This window comes from Streptomyces galbus (genome assembly GCF_005280195.1).
GTDB classification, from domain to species: Bacteria; Actinomycetota; Actinomycetes; order Streptomycetales; family Streptomycetaceae; genus Streptomyces; species Streptomyces galbus.
In genome coordinates this window covers 22,776-43,252 of the sequence record NZ_SZPR01000033.1, presented here as the reverse complement: position 1 = coordinate 43,252, position 20,477 = coordinate 22,776, and the positions used below count along the sequence as shown (strand labels likewise).

Genomic DNA, 20,477 nt, shown 5'->3' with positions numbered 1-20,477 from the left:
AAGATCGGTGACATCTCCAAGGCGTTGAAGGGCGTCGGGAACATCGAGATCCCGAAGCTGCCGGAGACGGCGGTCCACTTGCCGCAGGGGACGTCGGTCCTGCCGGACGGGACGGTGCACCTGCCGGAGGGTGCGGCGGTGCCGGCGGGGCTGCACGAGCTGCCCGGGGGCGGGTTCAAGGTGCCGGACGACGTGCCGGTGGTGCACGAGGACGCGTTGCCGGTGAAGGCGGAGGGCGGCGAGCCGACCCTGTACGCCGACAGCCACGGCAACATCGTGGACGGGCAGGGCAAGGTCCTGCTGGACGTGGACAAGCCCGGGACGCAGGACATCGTGGACCGCCCGGCGGACCCGGACAGCACGGGTCCGGCGGGGGCGGACGTCCCGCACGTGGACTCCCCGGCGAAGGTGCCGGCGATGGCGGGCGCGGCCCCGCACACAGTGGACGCGGCGACGCACATCAACCTGGGCGACAGCCTGGGGGACGTGGGCCGGGTCGGCGAGGACGTACCGGTGGCGCCGGGGGTCCACGCGGGCGGCGACATCCCGAACGTCCACGCGGGCGGGGACCTGCCGGGTGGCCACGTGGGCGACCACCTGCCGGGCGGCACGGCCGACCACCTCCCGACGGGTACCGCCGGCGACCACCTGCCCGGCGGCAGGGCCGACGATCTCGGTGCCGGCCCCACCGCGAGCCACGACACGCTCCCCGGGACGCGTCCCGAGACGCCGACGACGCCCGTGCACACAGGGGGCTCACCGGAGCACGTACCGGGAGGTGCCGCCGACAACGCCGGTGCGGACGCGGGAACCGGGTCGCACGCCGCAGGGGGCGGCTCCACCACCGACACGCTGCCGCCGCGGGGCGACGACGGACTGCCGGGAGACCACGCGGGGCACTCGGAGTACCCCGACGGCGTGGACCGGCCGGAGGACCTGGGGCACCCCGGGGACGACCACGACCTCGGCTCCGCCGACGACGCCGCCGCGGACCACCCCCACACCCACGACGGCAACCCCTACGCGGGCCATGAGCCCGACTACTCGCGGCCCGCCCTGCTGCCGGCGGACGGACCACTGACCCTGCGCGACGTCCGCAACGTCCGCGACGTGCGGACCCGCTGGCAGCTCGGTGAGGAATTCCACCGCCAGATGTGGGGCGGCGACCCGGAGCGTCATTACCCGGTGCCCACCAACAACGACCCCCGGTATCCGGTGACCGCGACCGGCGGGCGCAAGGTCGACGTTCCCGTCGACCTCCCGGACGGGCGCACGGTCGCCGTCGAGGTGAAGACGTACGGGCCGTACCGGACCCTCACCCTGAAGGACGGAACGCGTGAACTGATCCAGAACGAAGTGCCGTTGAGCAAGCACATCAAGGAGCAGATCCACAAGGACATCGCTCTTCGGCGCCTGAATCCCGGATATGACCCGCGCTGGTCCTTCACGCACGCAGGGCCGTCCAAGGAACTGCGTGCCTATCTCGAGAAGGCGAAGATCATATTCCTCGAATACGGTCCCGCGCCCAAGAAGGATCAATGGGACCTGCCCAAGAAGAAGTAGACTCCTTCTTGGTCAACTGGAGGGCTGAGCACCATGCAGAACCAGACGCCGAACGAGGCGGCCGCCGAAGCGCTGGAGTGGGCGGAGGGCGCCCACCGCAACGCCGCGGGACTCGCCTCCACGCTCGGGCTGGCGCCGGAACGCTACGCGGACGACCCCTTGCTGCTCCTGCCCGGCCTGCAGAGCTATGTCGACCGGCTCCCCCTGGGGGAGTTCGAGCAGTCGGACTGGATCGGGCTGCACACGGACCTGACGTCCTACCTCGGTGATCTCCTCGTACGTCGGCACGGCGCGAAGTGGGTGAAGGCGGCGGACTCCACTTCCCCGGTCGGCTACCGCTATCTGGTCGAGGCGAAGGGTCTCGACGGCAGGACCCACCGGGTCGAGCCCTATGACGTGGTGATGGAGGAATTCCAGCACCTCCCCATCGAGATCGGCCGGTTGATCGCCAACGCGGAAGCGGTACTGCATCTGACACCCGAGGTGGACGAGGAATCCCTCGGGGACGTCCCCCTGGAAGACCTCTTGGGAGAAACAGGAGATTCTCGCTGAGAATCCCGCAGTCCTGCGGCGGCGGGACCCCGCGCTGCGAGCCGGGCCGGGTCCCGCCGCCGTATCCCCGCTAGACGGAGCCCGGCAGGCCCGCGGCCTGCAGGGGGAGCCTCACCAGCGTTCCGGAGCGGTTGACGAGGAGTTCGGGGATCTCGTCCTCGTAGAACCTCACCTGACCGATGACCCCCTCGGTCCTGGCGTTGAAGGCGAGCATCTCCGCCAGGGATTCCAGGTCCGGGAGGAGCTCCGCGTGGATCTCCTGACGCGCCGTCAGACACCAGTGCCCGCCCGCCCGGACCAGTTCTCCGGTCAGCACTCCCCCGATGCGAGCCGCGGGCCCGCGCTCCGCCAGCAGCGGGACGACGTCGAGGAACTCGTCCTCCTCACCCCTGCCGCCTTCGTCGCCGTCGAGCCCCAGGTGGAGGCGCAAGTGGTCCAGAACGGCGCTGGGTACGGTCGGTGCCAGGTCGAGGCCCAGGTCCACCGCGAACACGTCACTCATGTGCGCAGAGTCTAGGCCCGACCAGCCGAGGCCCGGACCGTGGACTCGGGGAGCACGCCGGGTACCGCACCCCGGCGGACGGGAGTGCCTGGGCTGCTCCTACGCTGGTGTCACCGTCGAGCACGTGAAGATCTGGCCCGAGGAGAGCAGGTGGTCACCCGCATCACCCGCCATGCGTTCCGTACCGACAACGCGGCGGAACTCATGGCACCGATCACCAGGAGCGCGAAAGAAGCGCTCGACCACCTGGAGACGTCGGAGGACGACCGCTACGACGCCCTCGACCTGTCCCTCACTCTCGCGAAGTGGCGGTGCCTGACCGACCCGACCGCGGGAGAACTCGCCTCGTGGGAGGCATGGGTCACGGCCATGCAGGTCGGCAGCGCACTCTTCGCCTCCGGTACGGCGACGGAGGGTCCCGTGCCGTGCCGCATCGGCGGCACCGGCGAGGTGAAACACCTCCCGGCGACAGGCCCCCGGGACTACCTGCACGCCGGCAACTGGCTGACCAGCTTCTACCTCGCCGTCATCTGCCGCGAGAACCACCGGATCGACCGGCTCGCGCGGGTACCGGTCTCCTTCCTGCGCGCATCCGGCGCCGAGTTCGACGACTACCTCTACGCCTGGGTGGAGACCCTGCAGCACTTCTGGTTCGGCCGGCAGGCCACCTGGGACACCCTGGCCGCCGCGGTCGACGGCACGGACCCGGAGAACGCGCGGATCGCCGGGCCGGAACTGATGCTGAAGCTCCTGTACCCGCCCATCGACCTCTTCCAGCGGTACCTCAGGCGCGAACCCGAGCAGTTCAACGCCGTTCTGGTCGACGCCCTCACGTGGCACAAGGAGTACTGGACGGCGAACGAGGCCCGCTCCCTCAGCGGTGAGGGCCTCGTAGCGCTCGGCCCGCTGGCCCTGGCCTGCCTGGCGTACGACGCCGGCCTGCCCGTGGAGGCGGAGTCCGCGTACATCCCCCGGGCGCTGCTGAGGCGTTCCTGGATCGGCGAGTGGACCACTGCATGACGATCACCATCCCGCGGCACGGTGCCCCCGGGCCCCACTCGGCCGAGTGGGCCGAGTCGCTCGGTGCGGACGTCGCCTCGGACGCGGAGAGGATCGAGCGCTCCCCCGGCAAGATCGACTTCATGTTCAGCACGGCGCTGCTCCACGTGCGGGCCCGCTGCACCGTGGACCCCAGGGCCGCGGCACTCGAGACGTGGGAGGCGACGGTCAGCGCGCTGCAGGTCGGTTCGGCCCTGTTCGCCGTGACCGGTGAGACCGAGGGCCACGTCGACTGCCGCATCAACCACAAGGTCCGGCGCATCCCTGCTCTCGGCCCCCGTCCGTACGCGGACGCGGGCAACTGGCTGACCACCTTCTGGCTCGCGATCGTCTGCCGCGACCAGAAGCGCATGACCCGGCTCTGCGAGATCCCGGTCGAACGGCTGCGCTCCCCCGAGGGGCAGTTCGACGCGTACGTGTACCACTGGGTCGAGACCCTTCAGGCGTACTGGCTCCAGCGGCCCGCGGTCGTGGAGAAGCTCACGGCCGCGCTGCAGAGCTCGCACCCCGGGGCGGTGACCGTCGCTCCGCGCGACCTGGTGCAGAACATCCTCGGTCCGCCGATCGGCCTCTTCCACCGCTTCCTCCGCAAGGACGAGGCCGGCTTCAACCAGGCACTGGTCGAGGCCCTCGAGCTGCACAAGGCGTACTGGACCGCGGACGAGGACCGGGCCAACGACCCCGAGGGCCGCATCGCCCTCGGCCCCCTCGCCCTCGCCTGCCTCGCCCACGACGGCGGCATCCCGATCGAGGTCGAGTCCGACTACCTCCCCCAGCACCTGCTGCGACGGGGCTGGCTGGGCGAGTTCGACATCTGAGGCGTCCACGGGGCGCGGGCCGGGGCACCGGCCCGGTCCCGCGGGTCAGAACAGACTCAGCAACGCCTCCGCCGGGTCCGTCAGTCCCGTTTCGCCGTCCGGCAGGGGCAGTTCGAACCACACCGTCTTGCCGCGCGGTGTCCGGCGCGAGCCCCACGCCGCGCTGAGGAGGCCGACGAGCTGGAGGCCGCGGCCGCCCTCGTCCGTGTCGCGGGCGCGGCGTCGGCGGGGCTGGACGAGGCCGGAGTCCCAGACCTCGCAGACCAGGGTGCGGTCGAGCAGCAGGCGGAGTCGTATCTCGCCCTCGCCGTAGCGCAGGGCGTTGGTGACCAGCTCGCTGACCAGCAGTTCCGTGGTGTCGACCAGCGGCTCCAGGTCCCAGCTCAGCAACTGCCCGCGCGCGTACTCCCGCGCCCGCCCGACGCTGCGCGGCTCACGCGGCAGGGTCCAGTCGCCGACCGAGTCGGTGGGCAGCCCCTGCACCCGAGCCATCAGCAGCGCGATGTCGTCCTCGCCGTGGTGCGTGTCGAGGGTGTTCAGGACGTGGTCGCAGACGTCCTCCAGCGGCTGGGAGGGGTCCGTCAGCGCCCCGACGAATGCCTGCAGCCCCTCGTCCAGCGGGTGGTCGCGGGACTCGACCAGGCCGTCCGTGTAGAGCGCCAGCAGCGCTCCCTCGGGGAGTTCGACCTCGACCTCCTCGAACGGCTCCCCGCCGACGCCGAGCGGCATCCCGGGCGGCACGTCCAGCATCAGCGCCGCCTCGCCCGGCTCGACCAGCACGGGCGGCAGGTGGCCCGCGTTGGCGAAGGTGCAGCGCCGCGTCACCGAGTCGTAGACGGCGTACACGCACGTCGCCAGGTACACCTCGGACAGGTCCGCCTCGCGGGGGCGGCGGGCCGCTCGGGTCGCCTGCTGCACCCCGCCGGGCGTGCCGAGCCCGCGGGCGATCTCGTCCAACGCGGAGAGCACTTCGGCCGGTTCCAGGTCGAGCAGCGCCAGCGTCCGTACGGCGGTGCGCAGTTCACCCATGGCGACGGCGGCGCGCAGGCCGCGCCCCATGACGTCCCCGACCACCAGCGCCGTACGGTGGCCGGGCAGTTCGATGACGTCGAACCAGTCGCCGCCGACCTCGCTGGGCCGGCCGGTGGAGGCGCTGCCGGGCAGGTAGCGGCAGGCGATGTCCAGGCCGGAGGCGACCGGGTCGCCCGGGGGCAGCAGGGACCGCTGGAGTATCAGCGCCCGCTCGTGCTCCCGCCGGTACAGGCGCGCGTTGTCGATGCACACGGCGGCCCGCGCCGCGAGTTCCACGGCGAGGTCGCGGTCCCGCTCGCCGAACGGCTCGCTGCCCTTGGTCCGCGAGAACTGCGCGAGTCCCACGACGGTGTCGTGGGCGACCATCGGCACGGCCAGGGTGGACTGCACCAGGCCGCCCTCCTCGCCGGGGATGTGCTGCGGGCGCGCGGTGCGCAGGGCGTCCGCGCAGGGCGAGTTGAAGGGGAAGTGGTGCACCGCGCCGACGGCGACGGGGGCGACCGTACTGGCGAAGGGGGCGTCCGAGACGGCGGAGGAGAAGGCGACCCGGCGCAGTTCGGCGCTGCCGTCGGCGAGGCCGGGCGGGGTCTCGTCGCCGACCAGCAGGCCCTGGTAGAGGTCGACGGTGGCCAGGTCGCAGAAGCCGGGGACGACCACGTCGAGGAGTTCGCGGGCGGTCGTCTCCAGGTCGAGGGAGTTCCCGATGCGGGCGCCGGCCTCGTTGAGCAGGGCGAGATTGCGCCGTGCCGCCGCGGCCTCGCGGGCGGCGGCGCGCCGGGCGGTGATGTCGGTGCCGAGCCAGGCGATGCCGATGGGGCGCCCGCTGCCGCTGTGCACGCGGTAGAGGTTGATCGACCAGTGCCGGCGCTCGTCGGACTCGGGCAGGTAGCCGGTGACGTGCATGTCCGTGATGGAGTCGCCGGTCTGCAGCACCCGGCGCAGCACGGCGGTGACCCGCTCGGCCTCGGACCGGGGCAGGTAGTCCTGGACGCCCTTGCCGCGGTGGTCGTCGGGGCTGCCGCCGAACAGGGACGCGAACCGCTCGTTGGCGCGCCGCACCCGGAGGTCGGAGTCGATGAGCAGGAAGCCGAACGGAGATTGTCCGAAAATGGCCTGCGAGGCGGCGAGGTCGGTCTCGATGCTGCGCAGGGTGCGGACGTCCACGACGATGCACACGGCGGCCTTCTCGCCGTCCTGTGTCCGTGTCGGCATGACGTAGACCTCGGCGAGCCCGTCCTCGCCCCGGTCGCCGTCCGGTCCCTCGGGCATCCGGAAGGGGACGACCCCGGTCCACTCGCGGCCGTCGAGGATCTCGGCCATCTTGCGCTGGCCGCGCTCGCGCAGATCGGGGTCGACGAACGCCTCGATGGGATCCCGGCCGACGGCCCGTTCCGCCGGGACGCCGAAGATCTGCTCGGCGCGCAGGCTCCACTGGTCGACCAGCCCGTCGGGGCCGATGGAGAAGGAGGCGACCCTGATGTAGTCGTAGATCGAACCGGGCGGACTGCTCTGCCACATGGCGTCACCGGGCGCGGCCTCGCCGTCGGCGGGACCACGCTCGGCAGCGGCGGCGAACGCGTCGGCGGGACCGGCGAACGCACCGGCGGCCTCCGTCCTCGCGCCGCCCGACGGGTCCTCGGACTCCGTGGCCTTCGCTGGTATCTCGCTCACGCGAACCGTCCCCTCCAGCTCACCGCGTCCGGCACCGGTCACCGGCGGCGGCTGCCCGCAGTATCCAGCACTACGGCGCCGCGCGACACGGTGTTCACGATCACAGCACGGTCCAGACGTTTTCCGGCCCGTGCCGTGAGAACACTTCCAGTCTTCTAACCAGCGGACACGCCCTCGAACCGCCCCCTTCGACAGTTGTCTGCGGCCGGATCCCTGCGGTGGACAGGGCGTCACGCTCCGTACACCCCGCCCCCACCGTTTCCCCGCCGGTCCGGAGAGCGGGTACGACGGCATCAGTACGGCCGTCTCCACACGGCCGACCCGGCATCCCGGCACCCTCCCCACCCGCGCCCGACACCGCGGCACTCCGCGTCCGACCGCCCGCTCAGTCCGCGCGGTCCGGTACGGCCAGTTCGAACCACACCGTCTTGCCGGCGGCTCCCGGGCGGCTGCCCCAGCGGCGCGAGGAGGACGCCACCAGTTGCAGGCCCCGGCCGCTCTCGTCGTCCGGCCGGGCCACCCGCTCGCGCGGCAGTTCGGGGAGCGGGTCGGACACCTCCACCAGCAGCACCCCGCCGATCCCCGCGGGGCGCACGAGCCGGACGCCGATGGGACCCGTGGCGTGCCGCAGGGAGTTGGTGACCAACTCGCTGACCAGCAGCGCCGCGACATCGCTGACCGGTTCCAGCCCCCAGCCGCGCAACTGACCCCGCACCGCGGCCCGTGCGGTGCGCACCGCCCCCGGGTCGGCGGGGAAGGTCCACTCGGCGCGCACGCCTTCGGTGTCGATCACGCCGATCACTTCCCAGGCCAACGAAGGTCACCCCTGTCCGTTTTCGCGGGGTTAATGGCCACATACCCGATATCCGGGGGCAAGTACCGCACCATCGGGCGCACGGGGTCACGAACGGCGTACGGCGCCTGCCGAGCGCCTTCGGGGTGCCTCCGGGCAGCCGCCGGCGAGCCCTCGGCCCCCGGCGGGCCGTTTACGAGCCGCGCGCTTCCGTTGCCCAGGGGGCGAGCGTCGCGCGGACGGCCGGGACGTCCTGGTCCAGCCAGTCGACCTCCCAGACCTGTGCGGGGGTCAGCCAGCGCAGCGCGTCGTGGTCCTGCAGGGGCTCGGGGGCGGCGGAGCCGGGGCGCAGCCGCGCGGTCCACACGCGCAGCACGTACGGCGGCCGCAGCGGCCACTCCCCCGGTACGGGCGCCAACGGCTCGGCGTCGACGCCCAGTTCCTCGCGCAGCTCGCGCACCAGGGCGTCCTCGGGCCGTTCGCCCGGCTCGACCTTGCCGCCGGGCAGCTCCCAGCGGCCGGCGAGGTCGGGGGGTGCGCTGCGCCGGGCGGCGAGCAGCCGGCCGCCGTCGAGCAGGGCGGCCGCGACCACCACGATCCGTTCCGTCACCCGCGGGAGCTTACGGGATGTCCACGGGGCCCCGGGGACCCCCAACCGCACGCCCGGGGGCGTCAGTTCCGGGCACCGCCACCGCGCCCGTTCCCCGCGGTGCGGCTGCCGTCGCCGTGATGCGTGCCGTCGCCGTTGCGGGTGCCGTCGCCGTTGCGGCTCTGGCCGATGCGCTCGACCCAGTAGAGCTGCTTGTGCCCGCGGGCGTCGAGGCTGTCCGCGATCTTCTGGGCCTCGGCCCGGGTCGCGTACCGGCCCACGCGGTAGCGGTTGCCGTTGTCGTCCTGGCGTATGACGAGCCACGGCAGAGGGATCGTGCCGTCGTTCATGGGGTCCCCCGCCTCCTTCCCGCGCGGGACCGCCCAGGTCCCGTCCGCGGTCCGCCCCGTGCCCCGCCGTCCAAGGAAACCGCACACCGCATATGCCCGAGCGTACGCCTTACCTTTACGCAGCGAACACGGATTTTCACAAAGAGGTACGCAACCAGCCAAGACGGAGGGGGCGCACGAGATCGAACGCGCCGTCCGCCCGGCGTGCGACCTCCGGTCGACGGACACCGGGCACGCGGCGGGGACACGAGGGCGACCTGCGAGAACGACCGGAAACGACCGGGTGCGGGGCAGGAGCGGACCGGTCCGGAACCGGTTCCGGCCGGTTCGCGGCGGGGCCGGGGCGCACGCGCTCGCACGCCGTCGGACCGTTCACACCCGGGCCGACGGGCGGCCCGGGAGACCCCGGCGACGGCGGCGGCGGCCCCCGCCTGCCGGTCCGCGCGCCCCGACCGCGCCCCGCTCCGGCCCCTTTCGGGGGCTACCTCACGGGCAGGTGGTACGACACCCGGTACCGGTCCGCCGGGATGACCACGTCGGCCGTCTCCACCGCGCGGCCGGAGGCGTAGTACGTCCGCTGGACGACGAGGACGACGTGGCCCGGGACGCCGCCCAGGGCGAGGAGTTCGTCGGCGAGGCCGGGACGGGCGCCGACCTCCTCGGTGACGTTGTCGACGATGACGTCGATGGCGCGCATGCGCTCGACGACGCCCATGCCGCCGAGCGGCCCCTCCTCGGGCAGCATCACGGGGGTGCGGCCGGTGACGGCCAGGGGCTCCCAGGAGGTGGAGAGCATCATGGTCTCCCCCGCCTCCCGGAACACGTACTTGGTGCGCATGACCCGGTCGCCCGGCTGGATGCCCAGCCGCCCGGCGATGGCGACGCTCGCCTCGACCTGCTCGCTGCGGGACTCCCAGGTCCCGCGCGCCTCCGCGTCGGCCTGCTCCTGCCGGAACGGCGTGGCCCCGCCGGCCGGCCGGTAGCCGGAGCGGTGGACGCGGCGGGGCACGGGCCGCTCGCGCACGTACGTCCCGGACCCGGAGCGGCCCTCCACCAGGCCCTCGGCCATCAGGACCTTGCGGGCCTCCAGGGCGACGGTGTCCGAGACGCCGTACTCCTCGCGGATCCTGGCCTGGGACGGGAGGCGGGTGTGGGGCGGCAGTGAACCGTCGACGATCTTCTTGCGGAGATCACCCGCGACGCGCAGGTACGCCGGCTGCTCACCGAATGTCACTGGCCGCTCCCATCAGGTTGTACAGACAGCAACAGCGTGGCAACCGTGGGTTCGCCTGTGCAAGCAAAGGCCAGGGAATCACTCGAAGTGATGACATCTGCGGGGGGAGGGCTTTACGCAGGCACTTTCTCCCCGCTACGGCCGCGATTACACGCTCGCGTCCCCGGAGTCGTCCCCCGAATCGTCGCCGGAGCCATCACCGGAGCCGTCGCCCGAGCCGTCGTCGTAGCTGGGCGGGGTGGTCGCCAGACGCAGGGCCCGGCGGGCGCCGACGGTGGTGTCGCCGTCGACGTACTCGTACCCGGCTTCGTAGTACGTGTAGTACGCGTCCGCGTCGTCGGCGGCGGCCGCCTTCGCCCACTCCTTCTGCGCGGCCGTCATGTCCTTGATCAGGGCGGCGACGGGGGCCTGCGCCGCGGCCGGCCAGGTGTGGCCGCGCAGGGCGGTGACCTGCGTGCCCAGGGCGTCGTGCACGCCCCGCGCCCAGTCCTTGCTGGCGCCGAGGTCGTCCTCGGCGTAGTCGTCGGGCTCCTGGTAGAGGACCCCGTCGATCGCGTTCATGGCGTGCAGGAAAGCCAGTTGGTCGGCGTCGAACGTCGAGGCGTCGGCCCGCAGCGAGCCGGTGAGGGCGCCCGACCCGTCCTCGTCGGCGAAGGCGCAGGTGATCTCGCGGTCGCCGAACTCCCAGGTGTCGCCGGTGGGGGTGAGGTAGTACACGCTGACGGTGTCGGGCAGGGCCCACGGGTCCGTCGCGTACGCGGTCTGCAGGTCCCAGCAGCGGTCCTCGGCGAGGTCCGTGACCCGGCCCTCGCCGGGGAAGGTGTCCCCGGCGACCGGTACGACGGCGAACACCTCGGCGTCGTGCGCGCCGGAGCAGGGGACCGTGTCGACGTCGTAGATCTCGGAGTCGAAGTCGCCCCCCGGCACGTCGAAGCAGTCGCCCTTCGCCAGTGACAGGCTGGCGGTGCCGTCCAGGCCCTCCTTGAAGCCGTCCCAGAGCGCGGAGGCGGCACCGGTGCTCAGCGACACGATCCACAGGGCGAGCCCCAGGGACGACAGCGCCGCCCCGACGATCGCCAGGGGCTTGCCGCGCTCGCCCCTGCGGCGGATCTGCACGAGCGCGACGATGCCGAGGACTAGGCCGACCGCCGGCAGGAAGCACATGACGCCGAGCACCAGCGCGGCGATGGCCACGCCGTTGACGGGTGCCTGCCGGTTGTACGGCGTGTAGCCCTGCCCCCAGCCCTGGTACGGCGCCCCGTACGGGCCCTGCGGATACGGGCCGTAGGGGCCGCCGGGCGGCTGCGCGCCGGGCGAACTGGGCGCCTGCGGAGCCCGGAACGGGTCCTGCGGCTCGTGCGGCCCGGGGGGCGGGGGTATGGACACGGCTACCGTGCTCCTGCTTTCCGACGGTGGACCCGGCGCGCAGGGCAACGGACGTACGGCGCGCGGACGGGGGAAGGACGACTGGGCGCATGGTAAGCGCGTGAGCGCCCACGCCGGAACGGGGGCCGGAGACCGGGCGATCCGGGCGCGGGGGGATGCGGAGGTCCGTCAGCCGTCCGGCTGCCCCACGGTGTCGCGCGCGCCCTCCGCGAGCCGTTGCTGCTCCTCCTCCACGATCCGGCGCGCGAGGCCGTCGTCGGAGACGTCGACCGCGTCCGGGGTGGCGTCGGCGGTGTCGCTGCGGCGGGCGTAGGCGTCGAAGAGGCGGTCCTTGTCGGCGAGGATCCGCAGCAGCCGGTCGTCGACGCTGTCCGGGGTCAGCAGCCGGTGCACCTGGACCGGGCGGACCTGGCCCATGCGATGGGCGCGGGCCACGGCCTGGTGCTCCAGCGTCGGCTTGACCTGCGGCTCGCACAGCACGACCACGGACGCGGCCTGGAGGTTGAGCCCGACACCGCCCGCCTGGATCTGGGAGAGCAGCACGGCGTGCCCGCCGGCGGCCGTGAACGCGTCGACCATCTGCTGCCGCCGGGCGGCCGGCACGGAGCCGGATATCGGGCCGAAGAGCGCGGTGCCCGGCTCCGCCGGTGGGTCCTCGAGCGTCCCCTTCGGCTCGGCGAGGGCCTCCCGCACGGCCTCCAGCACGGCGCGGAAGTACGAGAACACCACGACCTTCAGGCCGTTGGCCGCCGCCTCCGCGACCAGTTCGCGCAGCCGCTCCAGCTTGGCGGACTTCGCGGGATCGGCGTAGGCGGCCCGGCGCATCGCCATGAAGTTCCCCTCGGCGACCGCCGCCCGGTACGCCTCCTCGTCCGCCGCGCTGAACTCCTCCCACTCGTCGACCACCAGCAGCGCGGGCAGCTCGGTGAGCACGTCCTGCTGGTTGCGGCGCAGGTACGCGGGCGCGACCGCGGTGCGGAACGCGTGCGGTCCGGCCACCGCGTCGCCGGCGCGGATCGCGGGCAGCAGACCGGGCTGGAGCAGGCGGACCAGGGCGCGGAACTCCTCGACGCGGTTCTCCATCGGCGTACCGGTGAGGAACAGCACGCGTTCGCAGCGCTCCGTCCACGCCGCCACCGAACGGGCGCGGCGGGTCTCGGGGTTCTTGACGTAGTGCGCCTCGTCGACGACCAGCAGGGCGGGGACGCGGGCCGGGTCCGGGGCCAGCGTGTGCAGGACGTCGAAGGTGGTCACCGCCACGCCCCCGCGCTCACGCCAGCGCGCCCACGCGTCCTGCCGGTCCGGGCCGTGCACCGGGACGGCCCTGAGGGTGCTGCGGGCGCGGATCTCGCGGGTCCAGTTGATGAGGACGCCGGCCGGGCAGACCACCAGGAAGTGGGTGTGCCCCCCGGCCGCGAGGTGGGCCAGCGCGGCGATCGCCTGGACGGTCTTGCCGAGCCCCATCTCGTCGCCGAGGACCACCCGCCGCTGGGCGAGCGCGAACCGGGCGCCGAAGGACTGGTAGCCGCGCAGGGAGACCCGGCGGTGGGTGTCGTCCAGCGGCTGGGCGCGCACCCGCTCGGCGATCCCGGACGGCACGAACCCCTCGGCGGCCGCCGCGTCCGTACGGTGTGCGCTGACCTCGGCGAGCAGGCTGTAGTACTCGGCGGAGCGGACCTCGAAGTCCACCCACGCCTCGATCTCGGAGGCCGGTTCGCGCAGCAGGTCCGCGCCCGCCTGGGCGAGCCGCAGCCGTACCTCCAGGGCGGCGGCCTCGGCGGTCAGCGCGCGCAGCTCCGCGGCGGCGGCCAGGGCGGCCTCCCTGCGCTCCCGTCCGGCGAGCGCGAGCCGGAGCCTGCTGACGGTCGGGCGGACCGCGGGCAGCAGCTCGGTCAGCCGGCGTTCGTAGCGCTCGGCGGTGTCGACGGCGCGGCGCAGCTCGGGGCCACCCTCGACGAGCCGGTACAGCGCGCCGACCAGGGCCGTCGTGCGCGGCTCGGGGTGGTCGACGTCGATGCGCACGGAGACGGTCTGCTCCACCGCGCGGGCGATCTGGCGGGCCGCGGCCAGCGCCTGGTCGGCGGTCTGGGCGCCGACGCCGGGGATCTGCCGCAGCTCGTACCGCTCGGCGTCGTGCACCGCGCGCACCGACCCCAGCCCGGCCGCCTCGAGCGCGCCGAGCCGCAGCCTGCCCTCGGTGACGTCCTTGAGCCGGGCGAGCGGGATGGACTCCAGCTCCTGCGCGACCAGTTCGTCCCGCAGGGGTGCGAGCGCGGAGCGGACGGCGTCCAGGGCGCGCTCGTGGTCGGCGCGCAGGGCGCGGGCGGCGTCGTACAGCGCGACGCCCTGCGCGTGCAGGTCGCGGGCCCGTCGGCCGACGGGCGCCGCCGCGGCCCCGGCCTGCTCGCTCTCCCCCATCACACCCCCGTACGCACCCGCAGTTCGGCTCGGACTGCCCATGCTCGCACCTGCCGCTGACAACGGGCCCGCGGCGGCCGTGGTCAGTCGTCGAACGCGGTGGCGCGGCTGCGGTCCTCCCAGGCGGCGATCTCGGCGCGGACGGCGTCCAGCTTGCCGAGGACCGCGCTCACGCCGTCGTCGCCGAGCGGCAGGTGCAGCGGGGTGTCGTCGGCGTCGAGGGCGGCGAGGATCAGGGCGGCCGCCTTGGCGGGGTCGCCGGGCTGGCTGCCGTGCCCGCCGGAGACGGCGTCACGGGTCCGGCGCACCGTGGCGTACACGCCGCTGTCCGCGCTGACGCCGGCCCGGGCGGTCTCGAACAGCGAGGTGCGGAAGGCGCCCGGTTCGACGACGAGCACCTTGATGCCGAACTCCCGCACCTCGTCGGCCAGTCCCTCGGACAGGCCCTCCAGGGCGAACTTGGTCCCGCTGTACGCCGAGAAACCGGCGAAGGACATCTGCCCGCCCATGCTGCTCATCTGCACGATCGCCCCCGAGCGCCGCTCGCGCAGGTGCGGCAGCACCGCGCGCGTGAGCGCGGCCGGCCCGAAGACGTGCAGGTCGAACAGCTCACGCAGTTCGGCGTCGGTGGTCTCCTCGAAGGCGCCGACGTGGGTGCGGCCGGCGTTGTTGACGAGCACGTCGAGCCGTCCGTGCCGGTCGACGACGTCCCGTACGGCCGCCTCGGCCGCCGCCACGTCGGTGACGTCGAGCCGCAGGGCCTCCACCTGGTCGGGGTGCGCGGCGACGAGGTCGTCCAGCGCCTCGGGCCGCCGGGCGGCGCCGACGACCACGTCGCCGGCGGCGACGGCCGCCTCGGCGATCGCCCGCCCGAACCCGCTGCTCGCACCGGTGATCAGCCAGACCTTGTGCATGGGAACTCCTCCTGGATCGCGGTTGCGTGCACCAGCCTGCGCCGGAACGGAGTTGTGGGTCCAAGACCCGCGGTGATAACCGATGGGCATGACCACGGACGTCCACGTACGGGACCTGCGCTACTTCGTCGCGGTCGCCGAGGACCTGCACTTCACGCGCGCGGCGGAACGGCTGTACGTCTCCCAGCCCGCGCTGAGCAAACAGGTCCGCGCGCTGGAACGGCAGTTGGGCACCGCGCTGTTCCGCCGCGACCGGCACGGCGTGGAGCTGACCGCGGCGGGGACGGCGCTGCTGGCGCACGCGCGGCGGGTGCTGGCCGCGTGGGACGACGGCTGGGCGGAGGTGGAGCGGGCGAAGGCGGCGCAGCGCAGCACCCTGACGGTGGGCATGAGCACCAGCCCGGGCCGGGGCGGCCTGCTGCCGTCGATCCGCTCCCGCTTCACAGCGGCCCACCCGGAGGCGGAGCTGCGGCTGCGCCAGGTCGGCTGGCAGGACCCGACGGCGGGCCTGGCGGACGGCACGTCGGACGTCGCCTTCGTGTGGCTGCCGCTGCCCGACGAGCGGCGCTACGCCTGGACGGTGCTCGCCGAGGAACCCCGCCTGGTCGCCCTCCCCGAGACGCACCCGCTGGCCGCCCGCGCGGAGGTCGCCTTCGCGGACCTGGCCGACGAGCCGTTCCTCGCGCTGCCGCCGAGCGCGGGGGTCCTGCGCGACCACTGGCTGGCCCTCCCCGAACGCGCCGGCCGCCCGCCCCGCATCGGCGCGGAGATCGCCGGCACGGAGGAGACCTACGAGGCCCTGGTCGCCGGCCTGGGCGTCTGCCTGATCGCCGCGGGCAACGCCTCCCTGATCACCCTGGGCGGCGTGGTCACCCGCCCGGTCCCCGACCTCCCCCCGACCCGCTACGCCCTGGCATGGCGCCGGACGGACGGGGAGCGGCCGCTGGTGAGGGGGTATGCCCAGGCGTGCCGGGAGGCGGTGCGCTGAGACCTGGCACGCGCCGGCGATCTCGTGCCCTGCCCCTCACCGGCCGGCTTCGAGGTCGAGCGCCAGATGACGATTCGCCTGGACGCCCGCAACCGCCCCGAGCCGGACCTCCTGCTGACGAACCTGCCGTACGACCCCGACCGCACCTGGTACGCCCCGGAGGACGTGAAGCTCGTCGTGGAGGCGGTCTCACCCGAGTCGGCCCATCGCGATCGCACCGTGAAGCTCCGCAAGTACGCGGAGGCCGGCATCCCGCACTACTGGTGCATCGAGGACGAGGACGGAGCACCGGTGGTCCACGTCTACGAGCTCGACGCGCCGACCCGCGCCTACGCCCCCGCCGGCATCTTCCGCGGCAGCCTGGAGCGGCCCGTGCCCTTCCCGATCAGCCTGGACCTCGACCAGCTCACTCCGCCCCGGAGCAGGTGAGAGCGGCGCAGCAGCGCGGAAGGGGCCGGACTCCTTCGAGTCCGACCCCTTCCGGAACGGCGTCTCAGACGTTGAAGCGAAATGTTTGCGGACTGATCCTGACCTGCGGCGGAGCCCCAATCAGGGCCCTGACCTGGGCTTCCTCGTTGTCATGCGTTGGCTCCAGACGGCTGTTTACGGGTGTCCTGCGGACTGGCTGCGGACTGCCCGGGGGCTCCGAGGTGGCGAAATCCCTGGCACACCGGCTGGGCCTGCAAGGAAACTGCGCAGGTGAGCGACTCCTACCCCTGTCCCTGCTGCGGGCACCGCGTGCTGGACGCGATGCCCGGTTCGTACGAGATCTGCCCCGTCTCCTTCTGGGAGGACGACGGGGTCCAGTTCCGCTGGCCCACCTTGGCCGGCGGGGCGAACAAGGTCTCCCTGACCGAGGCCCAGCGCAACTACCAGGACTTCGGCGCCTGCGACGAGCACGGCCGGCGGTACGTCCGCCCTCCGGCCGAGGACGAGCCGCTCGACCCCGCCTGGCGCCCCATCGATCTGGCACGGGACTCCTTCGAGGACTGGGCGGCCGAGGACCGCGCCCCGTGGCCCGACGACCACTCGGTGCTCTGCTGGTGGCTGCCCACCTTCTGGCGCCGGGACCACTCCGCGTCATGACCTCCCACATCGAGACACTCGTCCAGCAGCTCGACGGCAAGGCCGACGAGTCCTACGACGCCCGCGCAGAGCTGATCTGGATCGGCGCCGACGCCATACCCGCCGTCATCGACGGCCTGCCTTCCCTCGGCGGCTTCGGTCAGCTGACCGCCATCGAGGTCTTCGAGGAGGTGGGCGATCCCCGTTGCGGCCCCGCTCTCATCGGCCTGCTGGACAGCGACAACCCGACCGTCCGCGAATGGGCGGCCACGACCCTGGCAAGCCTGAAGATCGACGGCGCGGTCGAGCCCGTACGCCACGCCTATCGCGCCTGCTTGGAACGGGAGACGCCACCGGGCTGGAGCGAGCCGGAAGGCATCCGCTGGGCCCTGACCGAACTCGGCGCCCGCACCCCGTCGTCCCACCACTCACCGCGCGCCTGCGAGCCACCGCTGCAGAGGACGCCCCCGGCTGGCCCTCGGCCCACTTCGCCGAGATCATCAACGACCTGGCCGACCACGCCCAGGTGATCCTCTACTCCCAGTTCTAGCGGGTGGACGCCGGCCGCACGTACGGCGTCTCCGGCCCCGGCCTAGACTGGGAGCTCGACTGGACCGCGCCCTGGGAGCACCTGGTCGAGGAGTCCCGCACCTGGTCCCTGCTGGAAGCCTCCGAAGCCCCCGCCGGCGACAACATCTTCGTCGCCCCCACCTGGATCGACCGCACCGATCTGCACCCGGAGAGGTGACCGATGCCGTCCCAGCACCCCGAGGAGATCGGCTACGGCCATGTGGTCGAGAGCTACGTGACGAGGACGTACGGCGGCCTCCCGCGCTATCTCGTACTGAATGGCGGGCGGTTCCTGGGCCCCCGGTGGTGGCACACCACCCGCTTCACCCGACACCTGTTGAATGACGCCGCCGCAATCACCGACGAAGAACTGGAAGCTCTCCTCGGGTACGAATGGCGCTCGCGCCTCACCGCCGCCTGGCTGATCGGCGTCGACCGCCGCGAACGGTTCCGAGCACGCATCGGCGACCTGCTCCTGGCCAGCGAGGTCTGCTACTCCGGCGGCGCCTACTGCTTCGCCTTGGCCCGCTTCGGCACACACGCCGACGCTGAGATCCTCACCGCCTACCTCGACCGCTACCTCCCCCGCACCGGCCTCCACTACGACCAGCCCGCCGCCCTCGGTGCTCTCCTCCGCCTCGACGCCCTCCTCGGCACCCACCACGCCGACCGCTTCACAGAGCCCGACGGCCTCTGGGACGAGTGGGTCAAGGGCGTGGGACGTCTCGGCTACCCCAGCCACATCCCCGCCGAACAGCGCCGCTGGGCGGACCTTCAATGCGAGTTCGCCAGCGGCTGGCGACGCCTGTAGGTCGCGGTGCAATCACTGTCCCCAGGCCCCTAGTTCTCACCTGGTAGGGGCGTGAACAAGCCAAACGCACACCAGAAAGCCGGTTCTGTCCGACGATGGAAATGCGGAAGACCGCCGACACGCAGAGACAGGGAAAACCATGCGCATCGACGTGCGGGTAGGGGCCGAGGCAGACGAGCTGCGTTCACTGCACCAGTGGCTGGGGGCAGACAGAGAGATCCGCAGATCGTCCTCCTTGACACTCCAGGAGCAGCCTCCCGAGCCAGGGCACATGGGCGGTTTGCTGGACGTCATCCAACTGGTGACTGACAACGGATGGAGCGCTGCCTCCTTCGCGATGGCACTGGCCGCCTGGAAGCGAACCAGGCCCCAGGACCCGCGGATCGAGATCAGGCGGGGTGACACCGTGATCGTTCTTACCCAGGGCAGCGATGCCGAGATCGAACGTGTCATTCGTGCCCTTGAGACCTCGACCGAGGATGAGGCACCTGGGACATGAGCGTGTTGCCCGACCCCGGCGCGACCCGAGCCGTGCTGATCGGCACCAGCTACTACGACCACCTGGAGTCGCTGCCGGCTGTGTCCAACAACCTGACCGCTCTGGCCGAGGCGCTGACCGGACCCACCTCTTGGGCCCTGCCGCAGAAGCATTGCACGATCCTCTCCAACCCCACGACCGCAGAGATGGCCATGGCCGCAGTGCGAGCCGCAGCCGAGCAAGCGCGCGACACCGTGCTGATCTACTTCGCCGGTCATGGGCTGGTCGACCCCGAAGGGGACCTCTATCTGGCCATGCCACAGTCCAAGCAGCAACGCGTGGAGACCGGCCTGCCCTATCGGTGGATGCGGCAGGCCCTCCTGAACGGCCGGGCCGATCGATGTGTCGTTGTCCTCGACTGCTGCTACGGCGGTCTGGCCCTCGGGACGATGGGCGGCCCATCAGATCTGGCCGATCAGGCGGCCGTCGAGGGAACATTCCTACTGGCCGCTGCTGCAGAAACACGCCAAGCACTCGCCCCGCCGGACGAGACCTTCACCGCGTTCACCGGCGAGCTCCTCGACACGCTTCAGACGGGCATCCCCAATGGGCCTGAGCTGATCGACTTTGGAGCGCTGTACCGGCACTTGCGCATCAGGCTGGCGGCTAAGGGGCGCCCCGACCCACAGGCGAGAGACAGAAACACCGGGGCCCGACTCGCTCTTGGCCGCAACCTGGCCTGCCTGCCGACAACCGCGACCACCCCTTCTGCCGACGGGAAGCCAGCCACAGGGCGCTCCTGGCCGAGTCCCTCGGAAATCCGCACTGTCAGGGGTTTCTTCAAGTCGTTGGCCGATGTTCGTGCGACGAGCGGTCTCACCCATCAGATGGTCAGCCAACGTTCCGGTGGACGCATCTCGCCCGGTACCGTCAGCAGGCTCTTGAACCGCGAAAGCCTGCCCAAGACCTGGCCCACCACAGCCGCGTACCTGTCCGCCTGTGGCGTGCCGAATCAGCAGGTCGCTGAGTGGCATGCCGTCTGGACGCGGTTGCTAACGGATACGACGACTGACACCGCGCCGCACACCGTCCCGCACCCGCGCCAGCACCAGCACCAGCACCAGCACCAGCACCAGCACCAGCAGCCCACTACGTTGCAGCGGTTGACCGGAAGACTGTCTCGGCGAAACGGTCGCAGTCGAGATCACCGTTCAGGGAGTAGCTGAGGCAGTCGGGGACGCCTGCTGCGGAGCCGGAGCAGGTGCCTCGCTGTCATCACCGAAGACCGTGTTCCAGGCAGCAATAGCCAGCAACGCCGCCGCAATCACAAGGCCCGTCGCAGGCTTCTTCACCTGCTTGGCGACCGGCGGCCGCACCCAGTGCCCTGCCCGGTAGTAGGGCTTGTCGCTCTTCTGCGTCAGTGCGCTCTCCCCCCGACAACGCTGCCTTCCGTTCCCTCGAGAGTTTCGCAGCGTTCGTCCTGATGAGAGGGCAAACGGCTACTTCCGGCTGATTCTGGTCCCTGTAGAACCGACCACGTATGGGTGCGGTGACCCGCTTCCAGCGCAGCTCTGACCCCCTCTTTAGCAGGACCGTCGACAGCCGCAGCGCCACCTGCTGGCGAGCAAGATAAGGCGCGGTACTGCCTGGCAACCAGTTCCACCTCACGGAGATGCCTGCTGAG

Annotated in this window: 19 protein-coding genes and 2 pseudogenes; 12 read left to right on the top strand and 9 right to left on the bottom strand. The window is 72.2% G+C overall.

Going from position 1 to position 20,477, the window contains the following annotated elements:
* Together E4U92_RS32315 and E4U92_RS32310 are read left to right on the top strand one after the other, a co-directional pair.
* Positions 1-1,563: pseudogene (locus tag E4U92_RS32315) on the top strand (hypothetical protein); the annotation flags it as partial.
* 33 nt (positions 1,564-1,596) lie between these two features.
* Positions 1,597-2,115: a hypothetical protein gene (locus tag E4U92_RS32310; protein ID WP_229863625.1), complete on the top strand. Its 519-nt coding sequence runs from the start codon at positions 1,597-1,599 to the stop codon at positions 2,113-2,115.
* A gap of 70 nt (positions 2,116-2,185) precedes the next feature.
* Here E4U92_RS32310 and E4U92_RS32305 read toward each other — a convergent pair whose 3' ends face one another.
* Positions 2,186-2,617, bottom strand: a complete 432-nt coding sequence (locus E4U92_RS32305; protein WP_137303989.1) for a hypothetical protein — start codon at positions 2,615-2,617, stop codon at positions 2,186-2,188.
* 150 nt (positions 2,618-2,767) lie between these two features.
* Between E4U92_RS32305 and E4U92_RS32300 the strand changes: the two genes are divergently transcribed.
* Positions 2,768-3,637: an immunity 49 family protein gene (locus E4U92_RS32300; protein ID WP_229863628.1), complete on the top strand. Its 870-nt coding sequence runs from the start codon at positions 2,768-2,770 to the stop codon at positions 3,635-3,637.
* Positions 3,634-4,494, top strand: a complete 861-nt coding sequence (locus tag E4U92_RS32295; RefSeq protein ID WP_137303988.1) for an immunity 49 family protein — start codon at positions 3,634-3,636, stop codon at positions 4,492-4,494. The genes E4U92_RS32300 and E4U92_RS32295 overlap by 4 nt, the downstream gene beginning before the upstream one ends.
* A 45-nt stretch (positions 4,495-4,539) precedes the next feature.
* On the opposite strand, the gene E4U92_RS32290 is transcribed toward E4U92_RS32295, so the two are convergent.
* From E4U92_RS32290 to E4U92_RS32255, 8 genes are all read right to left on the bottom strand, one after another.
* A complete protein-coding gene (locus E4U92_RS32290; protein ID WP_137303987.1) occupies positions 4,540-7,197 on the bottom strand; it encodes a SpoIIE family protein phosphatase in 2,658 nt (885 codons plus the stop codon).
* 385 nt (positions 7,198-7,582) lie between these two features.
* A complete protein-coding gene (locus E4U92_RS32285) occupies positions 7,583-7,999 on the bottom strand; it encodes an ATP-binding protein (RefSeq protein WP_229863642.1) in 417 nt (138 codons plus the stop codon).
* Between the two features lie 184 nt (positions 8,000-8,183).
* Positions 8,184-8,600: a (deoxy)nucleoside triphosphate pyrophosphohydrolase gene (locus tag E4U92_RS32280; protein ID WP_137303985.1), complete on the bottom strand. Its 417-nt coding sequence runs from the start codon at positions 8,598-8,600 to the stop codon at positions 8,184-8,186.
* Between the two features lie 62 nt (positions 8,601-8,662).
* Positions 8,663-8,929: an SPOR domain-containing protein gene (locus E4U92_RS32275; protein ID WP_229863631.1), complete on the bottom strand. Its 267-nt coding sequence runs from the start codon at positions 8,927-8,929 to the stop codon at positions 8,663-8,665.
* A 481-nt stretch (positions 8,930-9,410) separates the two neighbouring features.
* On the bottom strand, positions 9,411-10,163 hold the full coding sequence (locus E4U92_RS32270) for a GntR family transcriptional regulator (RefSeq protein WP_137303984.1): 753 nt from the start codon (positions 10,161-10,163) through the stop codon (positions 9,411-9,413).
* A 147-nt stretch (positions 10,164-10,310) separates the two neighbouring features.
* On the bottom strand, positions 10,311-11,549 hold the full coding sequence (locus E4U92_RS32265) for a DUF4190 domain-containing protein (protein ID WP_137303983.1): 1,239 nt from the start codon (positions 11,547-11,549) through the stop codon (positions 10,311-10,313).
* Positions 11,550-11,717: 168 nt separating this feature from the next.
* Positions 11,718-13,967 carry a DEAD/DEAH box helicase gene (locus tag E4U92_RS32260; RefSeq protein WP_137303991.1) on the bottom strand — a complete coding sequence of 750 codons (2,250 nt, stop codon included), beginning with the start codon at positions 13,965-13,967 and terminating at the stop codon, positions 11,718-11,720.
* 83 nt (positions 13,968-14,050) lie between these two features.
* Positions 14,051-14,881: an oxidoreductase gene (locus E4U92_RS32255; protein ID WP_137303982.1), complete on the bottom strand. Its 831-nt coding sequence runs from the start codon at positions 14,879-14,881 to the stop codon at positions 14,051-14,053.
* Positions 14,882-14,969: 88 nt separating this feature from the next.
* Between E4U92_RS32255 and E4U92_RS32250 the strand changes: the two genes are divergently transcribed.
* The 8 genes and pseudogenes from E4U92_RS32250 to E4U92_RS32220 all read left to right on the top strand — a co-directional run bounded on the left by E4U92_RS32250 (position 14,970) and on the right by E4U92_RS32220 (position 20,019).
* Positions 14,970-15,869, top strand: a complete 900-nt coding sequence (locus E4U92_RS32250) for a LysR family transcriptional regulator (RefSeq protein ID WP_174864109.1) — start codon at positions 14,970-14,972, stop codon at positions 15,867-15,869.
* Positions 15,870-15,905: 36 nt separating this feature from the next.
* Positions 15,906-16,298: pseudogene (locus E4U92_RS32245) on the top strand (Uma2 family endonuclease); the annotation flags it as partial.
* A gap of 270 nt (positions 16,299-16,568) precedes the next feature.
* Positions 16,569-16,955, top strand: a complete 387-nt coding sequence (locus E4U92_RS32240) for a CPCC family cysteine-rich protein (protein ID WP_137303980.1) — start codon at positions 16,569-16,571, stop codon at positions 16,953-16,955.
* Entirely contained in the window at positions 16,952-17,464 is a 513-nt protein-coding gene (locus tag E4U92_RS32235) for a HEAT repeat domain-containing protein (RefSeq protein ID WP_229863634.1), read from the top strand. Before E4U92_RS32240 ends, E4U92_RS32235 begins: the two co-directional genes overlap by 4 nt.
* 23 nt (positions 17,465-17,487) lie before the next feature.
* A complete protein-coding gene (locus E4U92_RS36900; RefSeq protein ID WP_229863636.1) occupies positions 17,488-17,682 on the top strand; it encodes a hypothetical protein in 195 nt (64 codons plus the stop codon).
* Positions 17,683-17,685: 3 nt separating this feature from the next.
* Positions 17,686-18,315, top strand: a complete 630-nt coding sequence (locus tag E4U92_RS32230) for a DUF6000 family protein (RefSeq protein ID WP_137303979.1) — start codon at positions 17,686-17,688, stop codon at positions 18,313-18,315.
* 139 nt (positions 18,316-18,454) lie between these two features.
* Positions 18,455-18,814, top strand: coding sequence for an effector-associated constant component EACC1 (locus E4U92_RS32225; RefSeq protein WP_137303978.1), 360 nt, complete (start codon positions 18,455-18,457; stop codon positions 18,812-18,814).
* Positions 18,811-20,019, top strand: coding sequence for a caspase, EACC1-associated type (locus E4U92_RS32220; protein ID WP_179956568.1), 1,209 nt, complete (start codon positions 18,811-18,813; stop codon positions 20,017-20,019). The genes E4U92_RS32225 and E4U92_RS32220 overlap by 4 nt, the downstream gene beginning before the upstream one ends.
* The last annotated feature ends 458 nt before the right edge of the window (positions 20,020-20,477 follow it).